21 protein-coding genes are annotated in these 20,243 nt (G+C 61.3%); 9 read left to right on the top strand and 12 right to left on the bottom strand.

Translation table 11 applies throughout. The features are described 5' to 3' along the window. The first annotated feature begins 218 nt into the window (after nucleotides 1-218). The 4 genes from DMZ65_RS03745 to DMZ65_RS03730 all read left to right on the top strand — a co-directional run bounded on the left by DMZ65_RS03745 (nucleotide 219) and on the right by DMZ65_RS03730 (nucleotide 5,746). Nucleotides 219-1,454: a DEAD/DEAH box helicase gene (locus DMZ65_RS03745; RefSeq protein WP_500048332.1), complete on the top strand. Its 1,236-nt coding sequence runs from the start codon at nucleotides 219-221 to the stop codon at nucleotides 1,452-1,454. Between the two features lie 444 nt (nucleotides 1,455-1,898). After that, nucleotides 1,899-2,996: a TRAP transporter substrate-binding protein DctP gene (gene dctP / locus DMZ65_RS03740; RefSeq protein WP_116597493.1), complete on the top strand. Its 1,098-nt coding sequence runs from the start codon at nucleotides 1,899-1,901 to the stop codon at nucleotides 2,994-2,996. Nucleotides 2,997-3,073: 77 nt separating this feature from the next. Beyond that, on the top strand, nucleotides 3,074-4,387 hold the full coding sequence (locus DMZ65_RS03735; protein ID WP_116597492.1) for a TRAP transporter small permease subunit: 1,314 nt from the start codon (nucleotides 3,074-3,076) through the stop codon (nucleotides 4,385-4,387). Nucleotides 4,388-4,390: 3 nt separating this feature from the next. Next, complete coding sequence (locus DMZ65_RS03730; protein WP_116597491.1) at nucleotides 4,391-5,746, top strand: TRAP transporter large permease; 1,356 nt, start codon at nucleotides 4,391-4,393, stop codon at nucleotides 5,744-5,746. 166 nt (nucleotides 5,747-5,912) lie between these two features. Here DMZ65_RS03730 and DMZ65_RS03725 read toward each other — a convergent pair whose 3' ends face one another. From DMZ65_RS03725 to mazG, 8 genes are all read right to left on the bottom strand, one after another. Further along, the gene (locus DMZ65_RS03725; protein ID WP_116597490.1) at nucleotides 5,913-6,680 is read right to left on the bottom strand and encodes a tellurite resistance TerB family protein; all 768 of its coding nucleotides are present in this window, start codon (nucleotides 6,678-6,680) and stop codon (nucleotides 5,913-5,915) included. 86 nt (nucleotides 6,681-6,766) lie between these two features. Further along, nucleotides 6,767-6,913: a hypothetical protein gene (locus tag DMZ65_RS03720; protein ID WP_157960551.1), complete on the bottom strand. Its 147-nt coding sequence runs from the start codon at nucleotides 6,911-6,913 to the stop codon at nucleotides 6,767-6,769. Nucleotides 6,914-6,995: 82 nt separating this feature from the next. Beyond that, complete coding sequence (locus DMZ65_RS03715) at nucleotides 6,996-8,414, bottom strand: protein adenylyltransferase SelO (protein ID WP_116597488.1); 1,419 nt, start codon at nucleotides 8,412-8,414, stop codon at nucleotides 6,996-6,998. Between the two features lie 69 nt (nucleotides 8,415-8,483). Next, nucleotides 8,484-8,930 (bottom strand): GNAT family N-acetyltransferase, encoded by a 447-nt coding sequence (locus DMZ65_RS03710; RefSeq protein WP_116597487.1) that lies wholly within the window; start codon nucleotides 8,928-8,930, stop codon nucleotides 8,484-8,486. Next, the gene (locus tag DMZ65_RS03705) at nucleotides 8,927-9,868 is read right to left on the bottom strand and encodes a nucleoside hydrolase (protein WP_116597486.1); all 942 of its coding nucleotides are present in this window, start codon (nucleotides 9,866-9,868) and stop codon (nucleotides 8,927-8,929) included. The genes DMZ65_RS03710 and DMZ65_RS03705 overlap by 4 nt, the downstream gene beginning before the upstream one ends. 185 nt (nucleotides 9,869-10,053) lie before the next feature. Further along, nucleotides 10,054-10,272: a DUF6500 family protein gene (locus tag DMZ65_RS03700; protein WP_116597485.1), complete on the bottom strand. Its 219-nt coding sequence runs from the start codon at nucleotides 10,270-10,272 to the stop codon at nucleotides 10,054-10,056. 160 nt (nucleotides 10,273-10,432) lie between these two features. Next, nucleotides 10,433-11,440 carry a Fe(3+) ABC transporter substrate-binding protein gene (locus DMZ65_RS03695; RefSeq protein WP_116597484.1) on the bottom strand — a complete coding sequence of 336 codons (1,008 nt, stop codon included), beginning with the start codon at nucleotides 11,438-11,440 and terminating at the stop codon, nucleotides 10,433-10,435. Nucleotides 11,441-11,524: 84 nt separating this feature from the next. After that, entirely contained in the window at nucleotides 11,525-12,343 is an 819-nt protein-coding gene (mazG, locus tag DMZ65_RS03690; protein WP_116597483.1) for a nucleoside triphosphate pyrophosphohydrolase, read from the bottom strand. A gap of 180 nt (nucleotides 12,344-12,523) precedes the next feature. Between mazG and speB the strand changes: the two genes are divergently transcribed. The 5 genes from speB (at nucleotide 12,524) to DMZ65_RS03665 (ending at nucleotide 16,912) form a co-directional block, all read left to right on the top strand. Then, nucleotides 12,524-13,495: an agmatinase gene (speB, locus tag DMZ65_RS03685; RefSeq protein ID WP_116597482.1), complete on the top strand. Its 972-nt coding sequence runs from the start codon at nucleotides 12,524-12,526 to the stop codon at nucleotides 13,493-13,495. A 76-nt stretch (nucleotides 13,496-13,571) separates the two neighbouring features. Then, nucleotides 13,572-13,979, top strand: coding sequence for a DUF1499 domain-containing protein (locus DMZ65_RS03680; RefSeq protein WP_116597481.1), 408 nt, complete (start codon nucleotides 13,572-13,574; stop codon nucleotides 13,977-13,979). A 116-nt stretch (nucleotides 13,980-14,095) separates the two neighbouring features. Next, nucleotides 14,096-15,145, top strand: coding sequence for a peptide chain release factor 1 (prfA, locus tag DMZ65_RS03675; protein WP_116597480.1), 1,050 nt, complete (start codon nucleotides 14,096-14,098; stop codon nucleotides 15,143-15,145). After that, nucleotides 15,142-15,972, top strand: coding sequence for a peptide chain release factor N(5)-glutamine methyltransferase (gene prmC, locus DMZ65_RS03670; RefSeq protein WP_116597479.1), 831 nt, complete (start codon nucleotides 15,142-15,144; stop codon nucleotides 15,970-15,972). The genes prfA and prmC overlap by 4 nt, the downstream gene beginning before the upstream one ends. A gap of 223 nt (nucleotides 15,973-16,195) precedes the next feature. Continuing rightward, nucleotides 16,196-16,912, top strand: coding sequence for a DUF4167 domain-containing protein (locus DMZ65_RS03665; protein ID WP_116597478.1), 717 nt, complete (start codon nucleotides 16,196-16,198; stop codon nucleotides 16,910-16,912). A gap of 163 nt (nucleotides 16,913-17,075) precedes the next feature. On the opposite strand, the gene rsmA is transcribed toward DMZ65_RS03665, so the two are convergent. Genes rsmA through DMZ65_RS03650 form a run of 4 tightly spaced genes read right to left on the bottom strand, consistent with a single transcriptional unit; the run spans nucleotide 17,076 to nucleotide 20,231 of the window. Next, a complete protein-coding gene (gene rsmA / locus DMZ65_RS03660; protein ID WP_116597477.1) occupies nucleotides 17,076-17,918 on the bottom strand; it encodes a 16S rRNA (adenine(1518)-N(6)/adenine(1519)-N(6))-dimethyltransferase RsmA in 843 nt (280 codons plus the stop codon). Beyond that, complete coding sequence (locus tag DMZ65_RS19995) at nucleotides 17,915-18,037, bottom strand: hypothetical protein (RefSeq protein ID WP_269801530.1); 123 nt, start codon at nucleotides 18,035-18,037, stop codon at nucleotides 17,915-17,917. The genes rsmA and DMZ65_RS19995 overlap by 4 nt, the downstream gene beginning before the upstream one ends. Beyond that, entirely contained in the window at nucleotides 18,034-19,017 is a 984-nt protein-coding gene (gene pdxA, locus DMZ65_RS03655) for a 4-hydroxythreonine-4-phosphate dehydrogenase PdxA (protein ID WP_116597476.1), read from the bottom strand. The genes DMZ65_RS19995 and pdxA overlap by 4 nt, the downstream gene beginning before the upstream one ends. Beyond that, complete coding sequence (locus tag DMZ65_RS03650) at nucleotides 19,014-20,231, bottom strand: peptidylprolyl isomerase (RefSeq protein ID WP_116597475.1); 1,218 nt, start codon at nucleotides 20,229-20,231, stop codon at nucleotides 19,014-19,016. The genes pdxA and DMZ65_RS03650 overlap by 4 nt, the downstream gene beginning before the upstream one ends. Nucleotides 20,232-20,243: the final 12 nt, after the last annotated feature.

Below are 20,243 nucleotides of genomic sequence, written 5' to 3'. Positions count from 1 at the left end.
ACGCTACTCCCTGCCGCGTGAGCAGGACGGGCCGCGCCCCTTGTTGGTGCCCCTGATCGGAGTAACGGGAATGCTTCCACGATCACGCATGGGGCAACGGAGTTGAAGGGCAGGCGGGCAATCGGCCCGGCCGCCGGTTTTGTCTCCGACCACCATGAGGGTGCCAATGCGTGCCCGACCACGGCTGCGCATGTCGCGTGGCCAGAGAAGGATTTTCCTTGACGACTTTTGAATCAATGGGCCTGCCGGCCCAACTGCTGAAACGACTTTCCGATCTTGGGTTGGATACGCCCACGCCGATCCAGGCCGGCGCGATCCCCGAGGCGCTGAAAGGCCGCGACGTGATGGGCCTGGCCCAGACCGGCACCGGCAAGACCGCAGCTTTCGGCCTGCCGCTGGTCTCAGCAATGCTGGCAGAGCCGGGCAAGCCTGCCCCAAAGACCGTGCGCGGACTGGTGTTGGCCCCGACCCGCGAGCTGGTCAACCAGATCGCCGCAACCTTGAAGACCCTGACAGATGGCACACCGATCAAGGTGAATATCGTTGTGGGTGGCGCGTCGATCAACGCGCAGATCAACCGTCTGGCGCGCGGCACCGACCTGCTGGTTGCCACGCCGGGCCGCCTGATCGACCTGCTGGATCGCCGTGCGTTGGATCTGTCCAAGGCACGTTTTCTGGTGCTGGACGAAGCTGACCAGATGCTGGACATGGGCTTTATCCACGCACTGCGCCGGATCACCCCCCACCTGTCCAAGAACCGTCAGTCCATGTTGTTCTCGGCCACGATGCCGAAACAGATGGAAGAGCTGTCAGCGGGCTATCTGACCAATCCGGTCAAGGTGCAGGTCTCGCCTCCGGGCAAGGCGGCAGACAAGATCGACCAATGCATCCACTTCGTTGCGAAGGCTGAAAAGCCGTCTTTCCTTGTGGAACAGTTGGATGTCCACCGTGAAGAACTGGCGCTGGTCTTTACCCGCACCAAGCACGGTGCCGATCGGTTGCTGAAGACGCTGGACAAGGCGGGCTATTCTGCCGCCGCGATCCATGGCAACAAAAGCCAGGGACAGCGCGACCGCGCGCTTCAATCGTTCCGCGATGGCAAGATCAAGGTGCTTGTGGCTACGGATGTCGCGGCCCGTGGTCTGGATATTCCGGCGGTGCGGCATGTCTACAACTTCGATCTGCCGAACGTGCCGGACAATTATGTCCACCGTATCGGGCGGACTGCACGGGCAGGGGCCTCGGGCCGGGCAGTGGCCTTCTGCGCACCGGACGAGATGGGCGAATTGAAGGCGATCCAGAAGATCATGAAGCTGACAATCCCCGTGGCGTCGGGCCGCCCGTGGGAGCCTGTCCGCGGTGAGAAACCCAAGCCAAATTCCAACCAGCGTCGCCGCCGTTCCGGCGGAGGTGGCGGTAACGGTGGCGGTCGTCAACGCCGTCGCGCTGCTTGAACCTGTAGGCTGTCTGACCTGAGAATGATGCGCTGCCGGGGATGAACTCCCGGCAGCGCATTTCTTTTGCACGCCCGGTAATTTTCCGAAGGATCAGTCTCTGCATCGACAGCGACACGCCTCTGTTCGTAAGTCCGGTGCCGGTCATAATGCCAAGGCGCGCTGGCCCGACGGTTTGCAAGATCGACGCTGTCAGTTACCCGGTGTCGGGTGACCCGGAAATGATCGACTAAAAATACAATTTTTGTCAAATGCTTGACCCTTCCAGACATGCCGTGGCTGAGAGAATGGACGATGGATGCTCTTGCATTCGGGTGCGGATAAACTTGCAAGGGGGTGGAGAAATAACTTTACCAATTTAGACCGTTGCCGCTAACCTAGGCATGTCGGGATGAGCCATCTGTAAAAAAATGGCCCTCGGCGCATGTAAGGGAGGACAAAAACATGAACAAGATCACCACACGGCGCAATGCGTTGCGGGCTTTTGCAGGTGCAGGTGCGACGGTGCTCGCCGCTCCGCATATTGCCACGGCAGCGTCTCATGGCACGACCTGGAAAATCCAGACAAGCTGGCCCGGTGGCGCTGGTCTTCAGATCTTCAAGGACTGGTGCGGGTCGATTGCTGACAAGACCGGTGGCGAATTGGCGTTTCAGCCCTTCGGTGCAAATGACGTGGTTGGCGATTTTCAGCTTTTCGATGCGGTCAAGAACGGTGTTCTGGATGCGGTGAATCCTTTCACCATCTACGCGCAAGGCATCATTCCGGCCGCGACGTTTTTAACCTCTACCCCTTTGGGCCTGCGCAACCCGCATGAATTTGATGTGTTTTACTATGGCCTCGGTGGCATCGACATTGCGCGCGAACTTTACGCGGCGCAGGGCATGCATTTCGTCGGCCCCGTGCATCACGGCCCGAACATCATCCATTCCAAGGTTCCGATCCGGTCGATTGACGACTTTGCAGGCCGCAAGATGCGTCTGCCGGGCGGTATGGTGGCCGAGATCTTCACGGCCATCGGTGCCGAGACCACGGTTCTGCCGGGGTCCGAGATTTTCCCGGCACTGGAAAAAGGCACGATCGACGTGGCCGATTATGTCGGACCGGCGGTGAACTACGCGCTCGGGTTCAGCCAGGTGACAGATTACATCGTCATGGGACCGCCGGGTTTCATGTCGCTCTATCAGCCGGTCGACATCATGGACATCACCGTGGGCAAGGCGGCGTGGGATGCGCTGTCGCCCGAGATGCAGCAATTCGTCGAAATGGAAACCCACGTCTATTCAGACATGCATCACGCCGCCATCCAGGCCGCCGACCAGGAGGCATGGGCCAAATTCGAGGCCGATGGCACCGAAGTGACACGCCTGTCCCAGGACGATGTGGAGTTGATGACCGAAGTCGCCGTGCCAATCTGGTTCGACTACGCCAACCGCGATCCGCAGGCCGCGCGGGTCTTCGACATCCAGCTAAAATACATGCAGTCCGGCTCGCTTGGCTATGTGGATCCGGCGCTGACCGAGGGGCTAGAGCTGAAGCTCTGACCGTTTGAACATGTCTTTGTCGCCGTCCGGACCATTCCGGACGGCACTTTTTGTCTCTGATAGCCATGGAGAATTTAATGCCGGGGCTCAGCTTCACGCTGCCGCATTGGTTGTACTGGGTCGGGCTTATCGTCTTTCCCATTGTCGCGATGATCTTGTCGCGCCGACCGCAGCCGAAAGAAAAACGCTATACATTGCCGTTGGGCTACATGATCGCCGTCACCGGCGGCATTATCGGTCTGCACCGGTTTTATCTCAAGAACATGTGGGGGTTGGTCTATCTGCCGATCTTCCTTTTTGTGCTGTATGCCAATGGTCAGACGCAGGATGCCCGCACCATCCTGTCGGGTTTTGCCAATGAATTGCGTGTGGCCGAACGGACATTGGAGCGCGAAGAATCCCGCGTCGATGAAGCGCGCGCCAATCTGGAAGAGCTTCAGGCCACCTATGATGCTGCCGAAGCCGGGTCTTTCACGCAGAAATCTGCCGAGCGTCGCCTGACCCGTGCGCAGGATACGATTTCCAAGGGCGAAGCGCGGCTTGAATCCGCTCGCGCCACTTTGGAAGAGAAAGCGCCCCAGCGGGACGAGGCGGCAAGGACGCGCGCCTTTTGGGACGATGCGGCAGGCTACGCCCTGTATCTGATCCTGGCGTTGTTGCTGATCGACATGATTTTGATGCCCTCGTTGGTGCGGAACGCAAATAACAAGCTGCCCGCGCATGAAAAGATGAGCGAGACCGAAGCCGCCCTTGCTGCGGCCGAGGCTGCCGAAGCCCCGAAAACAGACGCCGAACGCGCCGAGAACTGGATTGACCGGTTGTCACTGTTTTGCGGAGAATTTGTTGCCTACTGGGCGGTGATCGCGGTGTTTGTCTACTATTACGAGGTGATTGCCCGCTACGTTTTCAACAGCCCCACCAACTGGGCACATGAGGCAATGTACCTGATGTTCGGCATGCAATACCTGATTGCAGGGTCTTATGCGATGCTGACCGAAAGCCATGTGCGCGTCGATATTTTCTATGCACCGCTCACGCGCCCGAAAAAGGCGTGGGTTGATCTGCTGACCTCAATCTTTTTCTTCATCTTCGCAGGCACGTTGCTGGTGACGTCGTGGATCTTTGCCATGGATGCGATCGCGGTGCCTTCGGGCAATTCCGTGTTGTCGGACTGGGCGCGTGGGCAGATCGGCTTTGGCGAGATGCTGGGCGGGTTCGGCGCGAACCAGTGGAGCGATCCAAATATCCGTTGGGGCGAGATCAGCTTTAACGAATGGGAAGTGCCACTTTGGCCAATGAAATGGGTGATGGTGATCGGGGGCCTGCTGCTGGTGCTGCAAGGGGTCTCCAAGCTGTCTAAAGACATCCGTGAAATCGCGCGGGGGAACTGAGGCATGGGTATAGAAATCGACATCGCCTGGCTGACGCTGATCATGTTCGGCAGCCTTCTTGCGCTTCTCATGGCCGGCTTGCCGCTGGCCTTCGTGACGGGTGGTCTGGCCTGCGTGTTCCTGTTTATCCTGGGTGACGCTCGGGCGCTGAACATCGTGCCAAGCCGCATCTTCCCGCTGATGACGAATTATCAGCTTTCGGCCATTCCGCTGTTCATCTTCATGGCGGCGATGCTGGAAAGGGCAGGCATCATCAACGACATGTTCGACGTGATCTACAAGGTCATGGGCGGTCTGAAAGGCGGTCTGGCGGCGGCCACGATCATCGCCTCCACGATCCTGGCCGCGATGGTCGGTGTCATCGGCGCGGCGGTGGTCACGATGGGCATCATCGCATTGCCGGCGATGCTGAAGCGCCACTATGATCCGAAGATCGCCATGGGCTCGATCATGGCAGGCGGAACCCTGGGCATTCTGATCCCGCCCTCGATCCTTGCGATCATCTACGCGGTCGTCGCCGAGCAATCGGTCGGAGAGCTGTTCATCGGCGCGGTCATTCCGGGCCTGCTGCTGTCGGGGATGTATATCGCCTATGTGGTGATACGATCCTATATCAATCCCGCGCTCGGTCCGGCCATCCCGGTTGAAGAGCGGGTGTCGAATGCGGAGAAGATACAACTTATCGGCAAGATGGCCGCGCCGATCACGCTGGTCGTTGTCGTCCTTGGGATCATCTTCACGGGCGTCGCCACCCCGGTAGAGGCTGCGGGCATCGGCACGTTCGGCGCCTTCATCGTGGCGGCGATCCACCGCAAGCTTGACTGGCCCACCATCAGAGAGGCCTGCACCACCACGCTGAAAGCCTCGGCCATGGTGATCTGGATCATGTTCGGCGCGACGATCTTTGTCGGGCTTTATGTGCTGGAAGGCGGGCAACAATTCGTTCAGGAATCGCTGGCGGCGACAGGGCTTGGCCCATGGGGCATCCTGATCCTGATGCAGATCCTGCTGGTGGCTCTGGGGATGTTCCTTGACTGGGTTGGCATCCTGCTGCTTTGCGTGCCGATCTTCGTGCCGATCATCAAGGTGCTGGGGGCGCAGGCCTTCGGCCTCGACAGTCCCGACGATCTGGTGCTGTGGTTCGGCGTGCTTTATCTGGTGAACATGCAGATGAGCTTTCTGTCGCCGCCCTTCGGTTATGCGCTGTTCTATCTGCGCGGCGTCGCCCCTGATTACATTCCGATGTCCGATATTTTCAAATCTGCGCTGCCCTTCCTGTTTTTGCAGATTGTCGGGCTGGTGCTGTGCATGGTGTTCCCGCAAATCATCACATGGCTGCCAAGGTTGGTTTACGGCTAAGCCGACGCCTTTCAGTGGAGGGCGAAGTCAGTGGCGGGCGAAGCGGCATAGTCGGCGCAGCTTGTCTTGCCTGGTAAGAGGCATCAAAAACGAAAACCGGCTGCGTGATCCGATGGGCTGCGCAGCCGGTTTCATTCGTGCGGGTCTGGCCGGGTCGCGTCGCCGCTCAGGCGTAAAGCGGCCTCAGGCCCAGTTGCACATGCATCGCGTTGACTCCGGCTTCGGGAATGCCCAATGCCTGCGCCAGTTGATGAAGATATTGCGCCTCTGCCTGCGTATCGACGCGGATCGTTGTCAGCGAGGCAGAATAAACCTGCATCTTTTGCGCGGCAGGCGTGTCAGCGGCCAGCCCCTTGATATCCACCTCCGCCGCCAACTGGTCCTTGATAAAGGCCATGTCTTCGGCATCGGCATCGTCGCCGACGGTTTCAAGGATCTTCGCTTTCTCGGCATCGTCGATGCCGCCATCGGCCTTTGCCGCCTGGATCATTGCACGCAGCATCAGCGCTGCGGCAGCCTCGGCATCGGGTGCGGTTTCGGCGGTGTTGAACTGGTCGATCAGCCCACCCAGACCTTTGCCTTGGGCCTGTGCCATCGCGCCGACACCGGCAAGCATCCCCGCCAGCCCGGGGTCGCCGCCGGGCGCAGAGGACAGCAATCCGCCCTTATCGCCGCTCTCGCCGGATTGTCCGCCACCCATCAATGCCGAGAGGTCCAGCCCGCCTTTCTGCATCTGCTCCATAAGCCCCTGCAATGGGTTGGTCTGCCCTTCGGTGCCGCCGGTCATCTGCGACATCATATCGCCAAGCCCGCCGGTTTCGGTGCTTTTGACCTGCGCGCCGCCGCCCATCCCCTGACCGCTTGTCAGTTTGTCGATGCCGCGCGCCGAGGCATATCCGATGGCAATCTTGGCCAGCGTTCCCATGAGGCTCATTTTCTGTCTCCCTGGTTAATTTCTTAAACCTGCACGCCAACATGACACGTCAGGATCGTGCTGTAACCGAAAAATTGCACTTCGGCTCAGACCAGATCGGGTTCGCGGCCCAGCCGCTTGGCCAGTCGGTAGTGGTTCAATATCACGAAATTTGCGGCGCTAAACTGCCCGGCCAGCACGATCAGCCGCGCGGCGATCAGGAAATTGTTCGCGGAACCCCGTTCGGGACACATGACCGCTTCGCCTGACTGGCTTTGCGCCGTCACGCAGGGATGCAGCGCACAAGAACTGACGCCAGCGATGCAGGGCTTTGGGTCAGGTTCCGCAGAACGTGGCGGGCACAACCTCGGCGGGCAGGGGCGGGCGGGTCAGATCTTCGGCACCCGGTTGGTCCTGATACGGCCGTGACAGAACATCCAGCATCCGGTGGAACGGCGCGTCGTCGCCTGCAACAGCGGCCTCGATCATCTGCTCCACGCGGTGATTGCGCGGGATGTAGGCAGGATTGGCAGAGGTCATCACGGCCTGCGGATCAGCCTCGCCGTCCAACCGTTGTTTCCAGCCTTCGGCCCAAAGCGCAAAAGCTGCCGGATCTGTAAATTGGTCGCGGGCGTCGCCAGAGACAAGCGCGCGGAAAGTGTTGGTGAAATCCGCCTGGTTCTCATGCATCGCCGTCAGCAATTCGCCGATCAGCGTGGCATCCTCGGGCCGGGGGGCCGCAATACCGATCTTCGCGGCGAAACGCGCCAGCCACTGCGCGCGGATCTGCTCGGCCATGCCCTGCACATCATCGGTAAAGCCCTTCACGGCCTCATCCGTATCGGGCATCAGCGGCACCAGAGACGTTGCCAACTGTGCTATGTTCCAGATGATGATATCGGCCTGATTGGCATAGGCATAGCGGCCACGCCGGTCGATGGATGAAAACACCGTATCGGGATTGTAGACATCCATGAACGCGCAAGGGCCGTAGTCGATTGTCTCGCCCGAGATTGCGCAATTGTCGGTGTTCATCACCCCGTGGATAAAGCCGACCGACATCCATTGCGCCACCAGTGCTGCCTGCGCGGCAATCACCGCCTGCAAGAACCCACGCGGGCCATCGGCATCCGGATAATGGCGCGCGATGGCGTGATCCATCAAGTCGCGCAACGCCTTCGTGTCGCGGCGCGCGGCAAAGACCTGAAACGTGCCGACACGGATATGGCTGGCGGCCACGCGGGTTAGCACGGCACCCGGCAGGGCGGCCTCGCGGTAGACGGGCTCTCCGGTGCGGACGGCAGCCAGCGCGCGCGTGGTGGGCACGCCAAGCGCATGCATTGTCTCTGAGACAAGATATTCGCGCAGCACTGGCCCCAGCCAAGCGCGACCATCGCCGCTTCGGGAATATGGCGTGGGACCGGAGCCCTTGAGCTGGATGTCGCGGCGTCGCCCGTCGCGGCCCACGGTCTCGCCCAGAAGGATCGCGCGGCCATCGCCAAGCTGCGGATTGAACTGACCGAATTGATGACCTGCATAAAGCTGCGCCAAGGGGGCCGCGCCCTGCGGCACGTCATTGCCCGCAAAGATCGCGCCAAGGCGAGGATCGTCCGTGCCCTCGATGCTCATCTCTGCCGCCAGCGCGTGGTTGAACACGATCAACTGCGGGGCCGAGACCGGTGTCGGGTCTTGCCGGGTGTAGAAGCCATCAGGCAGGGCGGCGTAGGAATTGTCGAAGGGGATATGCAGGGTCATACCCCACAGATAGACATTTGGGACGGGAATGCCAGTGCGTTGATGACAGGACGTTGTTGATGTCGGGCGCTACAGCACCCGCGACATGAACAGATACCCTTCGCGCGGGCGAAACCCGCTGCGGGTGTAAAACCGGGTCAGCGTTTCGTCGCTGCGATCGGCCTCTAGGTGCAGCGCCCGTAGGCCACTGCCGCGCAGGGCGTGGGCCAGCGAGTTGACCGCCTCGAACCCCATGCCGCGGCCGCGCACGGCGGGGCGGATATACAATTCGTCAACGATCCCGTCCAACCCGCCATATTCGACCGACCAGCCGAACGTGACGACGACATAGCCCACCGGTGCCCTGCGTGGCCCGATCAGCCAGACCGCGCCATGCGGCGAGCCTTCAAGCAGAGGCAGGATGGCGGCTGTCCGATGCTCGGGATCGGTGTTGAACCCCTGATGTTCGTGAAAGGCGGCGACCAGAGGCAACAGCCGGGACAGATCGTCCGGGCCCGCCAGATGCAGGGTCTTCATAGCCGGGCCAGTCTTTCCGTCAGCAGCGCAAAGAAGCCGTCTGCGTCCAGATCGCCCATGAAGGTTGCATTGGCGGCACGGTCCGTGACGCCCCACCAATCGGCGACGGTCATGCCCAATGTCAGCTCCGAGGTTGTTTCGATCTCGACATTGATGTGACGGCCGCTGAACAGGTCCGGCCGGATCAGATAGGCGGTGACGCAGGGGTCGTGCAGCGGCGCACCATCGCTGCCGTATTTCTCCTTGTCGAACCGTTCAAAGAAATCGGTCATCAGGGCCACGGCCTCGCCCACTTGCGTGCCCAAGGCGCGGAACGCATCGTTGCGCGGCTTGGTCACAAGCGCCTTATGCGTCACGTCCAGCGGCATGACGGTGATCGGTGCGCCGGATCTGAACACGATATCAGCAGCTTCGGGATCGACATAGATGTTGAATTCGGCAGCGGGGGTGATGTTGCCGACCTCGAAATATGCCCCGCCCATCAGCACGATCTCGGCAATGCGCGGGGCAATGTCGGGTGCTTTTTCCAGCGCCGTGGCGATATTGGTCAGCGGACCCAGCGGGCAAAGCGTGACCGTCCCGGCAGGATGATTGCGCAGAGTCTCGATGATGAAATCGACCGCATGGGCATCTTGCAGCGGCATTGACGGATCGGGAAGGGTGGGTCCGTCAAGCCCGGTCTTGCCATGCACATGCTCTGCCGTGACCAGAGGCCGTTTCAGCGGTGCATCGCAGCCCGCAAAGACGGGTATATCCGTCCGGTTCGCCAACTCGCAAATGATGCGCGCGTTCTTCTGGGTCAGCGCTAGCGGCACGTTTCCGGCCACCGCCGTGATGCCCAGCACCTCGATCTCTTCGGGAGAGGCAAGCGCCAGCAGGATGGCGACCGCGTCGTCCTGACCGGGATCCGTGTCGATGATGATCTTGCGTGCCGTCATTGCCGTTCTCCCTGACTGTCCGTTTGTCTGCCTGTGACGCGAGGCATTTGTGCGTTCTTGCGTGTGACAGAGCCCTATCAACGTCGCAAGCGAAATGGCAGTATCAAAGCAGGACATCGCCGACGATGGAGCGCGCGACCTAAGGAGCGCGCAGCAGCAGCTATGCAGGACGAAGTTGCGGTTGGTCAAACACCTGAAATGATCATATCCCGAATTTTCACTGCTTTCTCAAAGTGATCCAGTTCATGCGTTTTGATCCACCATTCGGCTGCTTCCATAAGCAACGCTGGATCATCATTTCTGTTGGCAAAAAACGCATAGAAAGAAAGACCTACGGTCTCTCCCTTTTTGGCGATCTTGTCGTTACAGACCGCGACTGCCTTGTTTCTTAAAGTTGCTCTCATACTGTTTGCGACTTCTTCTGCGATAGATGATCAGTGAGAACATAAGGCGAACTTGTGGGTGCCGCAACTTAGGATATTGGGCTCGACACCGAATTTTCCAGAAAACCAAAAGGCCCCGCCATTGATGGACGGGGCCTTGGGCTGCTCGATGTAAATGGGATCAGCCGTCGAAATCGACTTCCTCGATGATCCGCAGGGCGGCGGCGCGTTGGGCAGCCAACGCCATCAGGTTGGTTTCGTCCGGTGTGAACTCACCCCAGCTTTGCACCACTTCATCTGCTTCTGTGCCCTCGGCGATGGGGTATTCATAGTTGGCGTGGGCGTAGATTTCCTGCGCCTTGGGCGAGGTCAGGAATTCCATCATCTTGATGGCGTTTTCCTTGTTCGGGGCCGATTTCGTCAGCGCCACGCCCGAGATGTTCACATGGGTGCCGCTGTCTTCGAATTCCGGGAACAGCACGTTGACCGAGTTGGCCCATTCCGCCTGTTCGGGATCTGCCAGCATCTTGCCCATGTAATAGGTGTTGCCGATGGCAAGATCGCATTCGCCGGCCCAGATCGCCTTGACCTGCGCGCGGTCGTTGCCTTGCGGTTTGCGCGCCAAATTGGCCTTCAAGCCGCCCAGCCATTCTTTCGCGGCTTCTTCGCCGTGATGTTCGATCACCGCCGAGGCCAGCGCGACGTTATAGGGATGCGTGCCCGAACGGGTGCAGATCCGGCCTTCCCATTTGGGGTCCGCGAGATCCTCGTAGGTGGTGACCTCTGCCGGATCGACGCGATCCTTGGAGGCATAGACGATCCGTGCGCGGGTGGTCAGGCCGTACCAGTTGCCATCGGGGTCGCGGTACTGCGCGGGTACGTTCGATGTCAGTGTTTCGGTCTCGACCGGCTGGGTCAGCCCGGCATCGACGACAGCGGACAGGCGAGAGATGTCCACGGTCAGCACCATGTCGGCGGGCGAGCGATCACCTTCGGCTTGCAGTCTTTCGACCATGCCCTTGTTCAGATAGGCCACATTCACATCGATGCCGGTCTCTTCGGTGAAGGCGTCCGTCAGGGGCGCGATCAGTTCAGGCTGGCGATAGGAGTAGATATTGACGATGCCTTCGGCAATGGCAGGCATGGCAGTCGTCAGCATCAGGGCTGTAGCACAAGTCAGGCGATACATGGGTCGTCCTTTCGGGTTCACGTTTTCTGCGACCTGTCTATTCCGAGCGTTTTACTTGGTCAATATAATACCCGAACATTTTTGTCAGGGTTGACGTTCGCGGCGCTTTTCCGCGTCCCAAAGGGCGTCCATCTCTGCCAGATCAGACTCCTCCGGGCTCTTGCCTGCCGCTTTCAGGGCGTTCTCTATCCCCTTGAAGCGACGTGTGAACTTGGCGTTGGCACCGCGCAACGCCGCCTCTGGATCAATGTCCAGATGGCGCGCCAGATTGGCCATGACAAACAGCAAATCGCCCAGCTCTTCTTCGGTATGGGCCTTGTCACCAGAGGCATGCGCCTCGCGCAGTTCGGCGCATTCCTCGGCGATCTTGTCCAGCACCTGTTCGGTTTCGGGCCAGTCGAACCCCACCCGCGCCGCGCGCTTTTGCAGCTTCACCGCGCGCAGCAATGCAGGCAGGCCCACTGCCACGCCCTCCAGCGCGCCGGTCTGGGCCTTGGCGGCGCGTTCGGCGGCTTTTGTTTGCTCCCAATCGATGGTTTGCTGGTGCGCGCTTTTCGCGTTCGATTCATCACCAAAGACATGCGGATGCCGGGCCACCATCTTGTCGGACATGGTGTCGGCCACGTCCTCGAAGGTGAACATCCCGGCCTCTTCGGCCATTTGCGAATGGAACACCGATTGAAACAGCAGATCGCCCAATTCGCCTTTCAACTCGTCCCAGGCCTCGCGTTCGATGGCGTCGGCGACCTCGTAGGCCTCTTCGATCGTGTAGGGGGCGATGGTGGCGAATGTCTGTTCGATGTCCCAGGGGCATCCGGTTTGCGGGTCGCGCAAGCGGCGCATGATTTCGCGCAGGCGCGGCATGCCGCCATTCGGGTCGGTAATCAGACTGTCTTCGGGCATTGCGTAGATCCATGGTTTCGCGTCAGATGCAACCTGACAACAGCGCCGTGCGAAGTCCACCCATGCCTGTCGCAGACCGTCCCGGTGAACGGATCGGCTGGTGATGACGACGATGCGTTGTCAGCCTGACCGCAGGGTCAGGATCGCGGTGAGGAATGACTGAACAACCAAGGGGACCAAATGGCGCTTGAAGACGCAAAGACCCAGATCGACCACGCTTTCACACGCGATGACGCACGGGGCTTAAGCTATGAAAACACCTTTGGCGGTGCGCCATCCTTCCTGCGCAGGCGCTATACCAAGGATCTGACCGGCGTTGACGTCGCGGTGACGGGCGTGCCTTTTGACCAGGCTGTGACCAACCGTCCCGGTACTCGGCTTGGTCCGCGCGCAATCCGCGAGGCGAGCCTGCTGCAACCTTACGATCCGCCCTATGGCTGGGGCTTCGATCCGCTAAGCGACATGACGGTGGTGGATACCGGCGATCTGGCCTTTGACTACGCCAAGACGTCCGAGTTTCCCGCGACGCTGGAAGCACATGCCGCCAAGATCATTGCCTCTGGCGCGGCCATGCTGACACTGGGCGGAGATCATTTCATCACGCTGCCGCTCTTGAAGGCGCATGTGGCGAAACACGGGCCGCTGGCGCTTGTGCAGTTCGATGCCCATTCCGACAGCTGGGTCGATGATGATATGGACCGGATCGACCACGGCACCTTTGTCTACAAGGCCGTGAAGCTGGGGCTGATTGATCCGGCGCGCTCTGTCCAGATCGGCATTCGCACCACAAATCCCGACACGATGGGCCTGCACATCATCGACGCGCCAGAGGTTCACCGGATCGGCGCGCAGGCCGTGGTGGACCGCATCCGCGAGATCGTGGGCGAGACGCCCGCCTATCTCAGCTTTGACATTGACGGGCTGGACCCGGCCTTCGCACCCGGCACCGGCACGCCGGTCTGGGGCGGGCTGAGTTCCGCGCAGGCCGCCGCGATCCTGCGTGCAATGGCTGGGGTGCCGATTATCGGCGGCGATGTGGTGGAGGTCTCGCCGCCCTTTGATCCTACAGGCATCACCGCCGTGGCGGGGGCGCATGTCGCGATGGAGATCCTTTGTCTTATCGGCTGGACGCGGTTGGGAATGGTCGGATAGCACCGCGGGATCGGGCACCACCACTTGAAGACGTTGCTGCGGCGACTTATCTGCGCCCTCCGCATTGGAGAAATAAATGAAAACCGCCGCGCTGATTGTCCTTGGTCTGATAGTTGCCCTGATGGTCTATATTCGTGTGGCACCAAGCGATGCTGCGCGTTGGCATGTACCGCTTGGCTTTGAGGCGGACGAAACCCTGACGGGCGGCGCGCGGCGCGTCATACCCGGCGATGCGGAAACGCTGGGCAGATTGGACGCGATCGCCCGTGCCACCCCGCGTACCAAGGTATTGGCCGGATCGGTTGCAGAGGGGCACATCACCTATGTCACCCGCTCTGCCGGATTTGGGTTCCCGGATTATACGACCGTTCAACTGGCGGATGGGCATATCCTCATCTTCGCCCGGTTGCGCTTTGGCAAGGCGGATTTTGGGGTGAATGCCGCACGCGTGGATAACTGGTTTCAGGCGCTGAGCCGGACCTGAGGCCATGTGCCAGTGCATGGGCCGGGCTGTGCAGCCTCGTAAAACCGTCGCATCTGCGCAGCGACAGGCAGGGCAGGGACTTGACCAAACCCGCGCAATAGAGGACATGCACCGGCATGGTTCCCGCAGACAGACTAGCCCAAATATCCGAACGGTTCGAGTTCCTGGAGGCCAAGATGGCCCAGGGTGGCGGCGATATTGCCGCATTGGGCCGCGAATATGCCGAACTCCGCCCCGTTGTCGAACAAATCCGCGCCTATGAGCGCCTTCAGGCGGACATGGCCGAGGCCGAAGAGATGCTGTCCGATCCCGACATGAAGGAACTGGCCGAGGAAGAACTGCCAGCCCTGCGTGCCGCATTGCCAGAGGCAGAGCACGCTTTGCAACTGGCGCTTTTGCCCAAGGATGCGGCCGATGCGCGCCCTGCGGTGCTGGAAATCCGGCCCGGAACCGGCGGGGAAGAGGCCGCCCTTTTCGCGGGCGATCTGCTGCGCATGTATCAGCGCTATTCCGAAAGCCATGGCTGGAAGCTGGAAATCCTTGAAGAGCAGCAGACAGAGCTTGGCGGCATCCGCGAATTGACCGCCCGGATCTCCGGCCAGAACGTCTTTGCCCGGCTGAAATACGAAAGCGGCGTGCACCGGGTGCAGCGCGTGCCTGCGACGGAATCGGGTGGACGCATTCACACATCCGCCGCCACGGTCGCCGTTCTGCCAGAGGCTGAAGAGGTCGATATCCGCATTGATCCCAACGATCTGCGGATCGACACGATGCGCAGCTCCGGGGCAGGCGGGCAGCACGTCAACACCACCGATTCGGCGGTGCGTATCACGCACCTGCCCACCAACACCGTGGTCACAAGTTCCGAGAAGTCCCAGCACCGCAACCGCGAGATTGCCATGCAGGTGCTGCGCACACGTTTGTTTGATCTGGAACGTCAGAAAGTGGACAGCGAACGTTCTGCCGATCGCAAGGCTCAGGTCGGGTCGGGCGACCGGTCCGAACGCATCCGCACCTACAATTTTCCACAAGGCCGCATGACCGATCACCGTATCAACCTGACCCTTTATAAGCTGGATCAGGTGATGCAGGGCGATCTGGACGAGGTGATCGACGCGCTGACCGCCGACGCGCAAGCGGCGGCCCTGGCCGAGATGGGCGCGTGACGGTCGGTGAGGTGCTGGCGCAAGCCACGCGCAGGCTGCATTCCGCCGGAATAGACGGCGCGCCGCGTGATGCGCGGGCTTTGGTTTCCGGCGCGATGCGCGTTGAAGCATCGCGCCTGACATTGTTGGCCCGAGACGAATTCCCCGACACGGCGATGGCAGGGCTGGACCGGATGCTGGCCGAACGCTGCGCACGGCGACCCGTGTCCAAAATCCTTGGCGCACGTCTGTTCTGGGGGCGCAGTTTCGCCGTCACCGAGGATGTTCTTGACCCGCGCCCCGAAACGGAAACCTTGATAGAGCAATCGCTTACAGAGCGAAGTTCATCACTTCTGGATCTCGGGGCTGGCTCCGGCATCCTTGCCATCACCCTGCTGGCCGAATGGCCGGACGCGCGGGCCGTGGCCAGTGATGTCAGCGCCAAGGCACTGGAAGTCGCGGCGCAAAATGCGACGAGCCACGGGGTCCAGAACCGGCTGACGCTGCTGGCAGCCGATTGGTTTGACGGGATCAGCGGACGATTCGATTTGATCGTGTCCAACCCGCCCTATATCGCTGCCGATGAGATGCCAGATCTCTCACCCGAGGTGCGCAATCACGACCCGGAAATCGCGCTCACCCCCGGTGGGGACGGGCTGGCCCCTTACCGTGTGATCGCAACCCGTGCGGCGGATCACCTGACCCCCGGTGGACGCTTGCTGGTAGAGATCGGCTGGCAGCAGGGCCCTGCCGTTGCAGAGATTTTTCGCAGTTGCGGACTTCGGCATGTCACCGTGCATCCCGACATGGATGGCAGGCCGCGCGTGGTATCTTGCCGCGGCAATTAAGTCATTTTGTGGCAAATTTTTCCGAAACTGCTACTGATCGCGTGTTTTTTGCTTGTCTGGAAGCCGATGACATGATTATTGCGGTAGCAGTCGGGATGGCTGAACGCTTACGCTCTCGCCGCCGACGCCAAGCCGGAAATCGATGGGGCCCGTCCTTAAGTTGAGCGCATGAGGCGCCACCGGGTCACACAGCAGTCAGAACCAAGGCTGGATCAAGAGACATATGAGATCTTCCAAATCAAGATCGCGGTCGAAATCGAACCGCAACCGTTCCACCGTTGGCAACGTCGTCAACCGTGTATTCGACAGCTCGGGTCCCGAGGGTAAGGTGCGTGGCACCCCTCAGCAGATCATTGACAAGTATAATCAGCTTGCCCGTGACGCGCAGCTGGGCAACGACCGGGTCGCAGCCGAGAATTTTCAGCAGCATGCGGAACACTACATGCGCATGCTGAGCGAAGCGCAGCGGGAACAGGATACCCGCCGAGAACAGCAGGAACGCGAGAACCGCGAGCGTCAGGCGCAGCGCGACCGCGAGCGTGCCGAACGCGAGGCGGCTTCCCAGAACGACGGGCCGCGTCAGGACCAACAACCGCAGCCTCATCAACAGCCCAAAGCTGATCCGTCCAAGACCGATCAGCCGGATGTGCTGGATCTGAGCGATGATGGGGACGGCAACAATCTGGTCGATACGCCCGAGAACGCCGCTCCCCAGCCCGAAGCAAAGTCCAAATCAAGGACCAAGGCGAAACCCCAGGCCGATCAGGACGCCGAAGCCCAGGCAGAGCCCAAACCCAAACCGGTGCGCAAACCGCGCAAGAAGCCTGCCCCGAAAAAGTCCGCCGAAAGCGCAGAATCGAAGGCCTCCGATGCTGGCCAGGCAGCGTCTGACAGCAGTGCCGCGCCGGGTGTGGATACGTCGAAAGACGCCGCGGAATAGTCTCGGCAAACCTTGGCAACCCACTGAAAAAAGGCGCCCTTATCGGGTGCCTTTCTTGCATTTACGCTAAAGCTTGCTGTCGGTATGCGTGAAGGGTCCGGAAGAACATGGTTTGCCGCTTGCGCACTTCCGCAGGACGCGTGCGCCAACCATTACCTCAAATCTATCTCTCAGCGACCGCTCTTGCCAGGGCGCAGAACGCTTCGAGCGGCACCTGCTCGGCGCGGTCCGTCGGTTTGATCCCCGCCGCCAGCAACCTGTCCTCCATATCCGGTGCGACACCCTTCAGCGCGGCCCGCAGCATCTTGCGACGCTGGTTGAAGGCGCGCGCCACGACATGCTCCAGCACCTTTGGATCGGCAGGGTAGCGCGGCGCGGGCAGGGCGGTCAGATGCACCACGGCCGAGGACACCTTGGGCGCGGGCGTGAAGGCTTCAGGTGGCAGGCTCATGGCGATCCGCGCATCCGCGCGCCACTGGGCCAGCAACGCCAAGCGGCCGTAGGCCTTCGATCCGGGCGCGGCCACGATCCTCTCGGCCACTTCGCGCTGGAACATCAGCGTCAGACTTTGCCAGAAGGGCGGCCAGTCACGCGGTGTCAGCCAGCGCACCAACAATTCCGTTCCCACATTATAGGGCAGGTTCGCGGCGATGCGGATGGGTGGGGTCAGATGTTGCAAGGGATCAATCTGCAACGCATCGCCCTCGACCACCTCCAGCCGACCGGGATAGGCGGCGGCGATTTCGGCCAAGGCCGGCAGGCAGCGCGCATCCTTCTCGATTGCCAGCACCTTGCGCGCGCCTTCCGCCAGCAACCCGCGCGTCAGGCCGCCCGGTCCGGGTCCAATCTCCAACAGGTCACAACCCGTCAGATCGCCCGCCTGCCGCGCGATCTTGGATGTCAGGTTCAGATCCAGCAAGAAATTCTGGCCCAGCGATTTACGCGCGCTCAAGCCATGTTCGGCAATCACCGCGCGCAGCGGCGGCAAACCGTCAATCGCGCTCACAGCCCGTCACCCACGGCCAACGAATGGACACCCTGCCAATTCTTCTTGGCAAAAATACTCCCGCCGGAGGCTCCTGAACGTCCGACAGGGCGCACCATCGGACGGGTGTGCGCACTCATCCCGCACCCCCTGCAAGCCGTGCGGCCAGACGCAACGCCTCCACGGTCGAGGTCGGATTGGCCGTGCCCGTTCCGGCGATATCAAAGGCGGTGCCGTGGTCCGGCGAGGTGCGCACGAATGGCAGCCCCAGCGTCACATTCACGCCGCGATCAAAATCCAGCGTCTTGATCGGGATCAGCGCCTGATCGTGATACATCGCCACGGCCACGTCATAGCCCGTTCTGGCGGCTGCGTGAAACATCGTATCCGCCGACATCGGGCCGCTCAGATCCATGCCTTCCGCGCGCAAACGCTCCAGCACCGGGGCGATCACGTCAATCTCTTCACGCCCCATCCGTCCGCCTTCGCCTGCATGCGGGTTCAGCCCGGCCACGGCAATGCGCGGCGCGGGAATGCCGAACTGGTCGATCATTGCCGCATGGGTGATCCGCAGCCGTGTTTCCAGCAGGGCAGGCGTCAGCGCCCGTGCCACCGCGTCCAGCGCGATATGGATCGTGATGGGCACCACGCGCAGCTGATCCGAGGCCAGCATCATCACCACCTCATCCACGCCGGCCAGATGGCCCAGGAATTCGGTATGTCCGGGAAAGGCAAAACCGGCACCCTCGGCCAGCGCCTGTTTGTGAATGGGAAGCGTACAGATCGCGGATGCGGCCCCGTTTTGCACCAACGAGACTGCCCGCTCGATCACCGCGATCACATGTGCGGCGTGATCGGGCTGAGGTGCGCCCGGAACGCGAGGGCTGCCGAAGTCGTGGGGCAGTACCGGCAAGCCGCGTGCCATCGCGGCCGGTGCCTCTGACGGATGCGCGATCTCTACGATGTCAGCACTGTCCGGCAGGTGGCGTGGGTCGCCCAGCAGGAAAAACGGCACCGATCCGCCAAGCCGCGCGCGCGCCGCCACGGCCAGTTCCGGACCAATCCCCGCCGGTTCGCCGCAGGTCAGCGCAATGGGGGCATCGCTCTGCAACACGGTCATCGGGTGCGGATGCGCGCCTCGGCGCGAAGCTGCGCGAGATAGCCATTGGCGTAAGAGTTCAGCCGTTGGTTGCGCAGGCCCATTGTCAGCTGTTCGCGGTTGACCTCTTCGGTCAGCACCGGCGTGCGACCGCAAAGCATCAGAAACACCAGCGTTTGACCGTTTGACCGCGTCAATGCGGTGGATACCTCGCCCGCATCCAGCTTCATCAGTTCCACGGCAATATCGGTCGGAATTTCGGCAGGGGGCAGGCTGCCCCGGTCCAGCACTTCCGCAGGCTGCCCCTTTGCGACACCATAAAGGTCGTCACAAGTGTCCACGCGCGTCTGGATGTTGCGGGCGGCGGCCAGCGCGGCCTCTGTCCGTCCGCCGGGGATGTAATAGGCGGCATACTCGATTGCGGCATATTCCGGAGCTTTATAGCCGGTCTCTTCAATGGCGCGCAGTTGGAACAGCGCGACGGCATTGGGGATCGGCAGCGGGTCCGTCACCTCACCCGGAGCAAGCGCCAGGATCAGCGGTTGCAGCTGGGGGGGCAGATCGGACAGGTTCTGCCAGTCAAGACGTCCACCGCGCCCACGGCTGGCCGTCGCGGAATAGCGCCGCGCCTCGGCTGAAAACGCATCGGTCGATCGGATCTGCGAAATGCGGTTGGCGCGTTCGCGCACGGCCGCGGCCTGTTGCGGCGGGGCAGGCATGATGAGTTCGGAGATAAGAACGCGCACGCCGCCGCCGGTTCTGCTGGAAGACAGCGCGCGGTCAATTTCACCCTCGGATGCGGCCGAGCGTGATCCGAACCGCGCCTGCACTAACTGACGCCAGGCCAGCCCGGCCTGGACGAAGGCGCGGAATGTCTGCTCATCGACACCGCTTCCGGCCAGTGCAGCCGTGAATTCTTCGCGGCTCAGATTGGCGCGACCCGCAAATTCCGTCATCCCTTCGGTGATTTCCTCGTCGGTCGGGCGGATGCCTGCGGCAGACGCGGCCTCGACCCGAAGGCGGTCGTCGATCAACTGCTCGCGCGCCAGCGTCGTCGGGTTGCCAGGTGCGTTCAGCAAGGTCAGCATTCGCGTGCGCTGGTCCAGCTCGTAGCCGGAAATGGCGCTGTCATTGACCAGGATCACCGGGGAGAACTGCGCGCGCGCAGGCGCGGGCAGGGTCAGAACGGTGATGCAAAGGGCCAGAGTGGCGGTGATGTAGCTCAGCAAGCGCATATGTCATTTCAT

Origin of the sequence: Primorskyibacter marinus, from assembly GCF_003313245.1 — a bacterium.
GTDB classification, from domain to species: Bacteria; Pseudomonadota; Alphaproteobacteria; order Rhodobacterales; family Rhodobacteraceae; genus Primorskyibacter; species Primorskyibacter marinus.
Note: the sequence above shows the minus strand (reverse complement) of the source record. Positions and strands in the feature narration are given on the sequence as shown.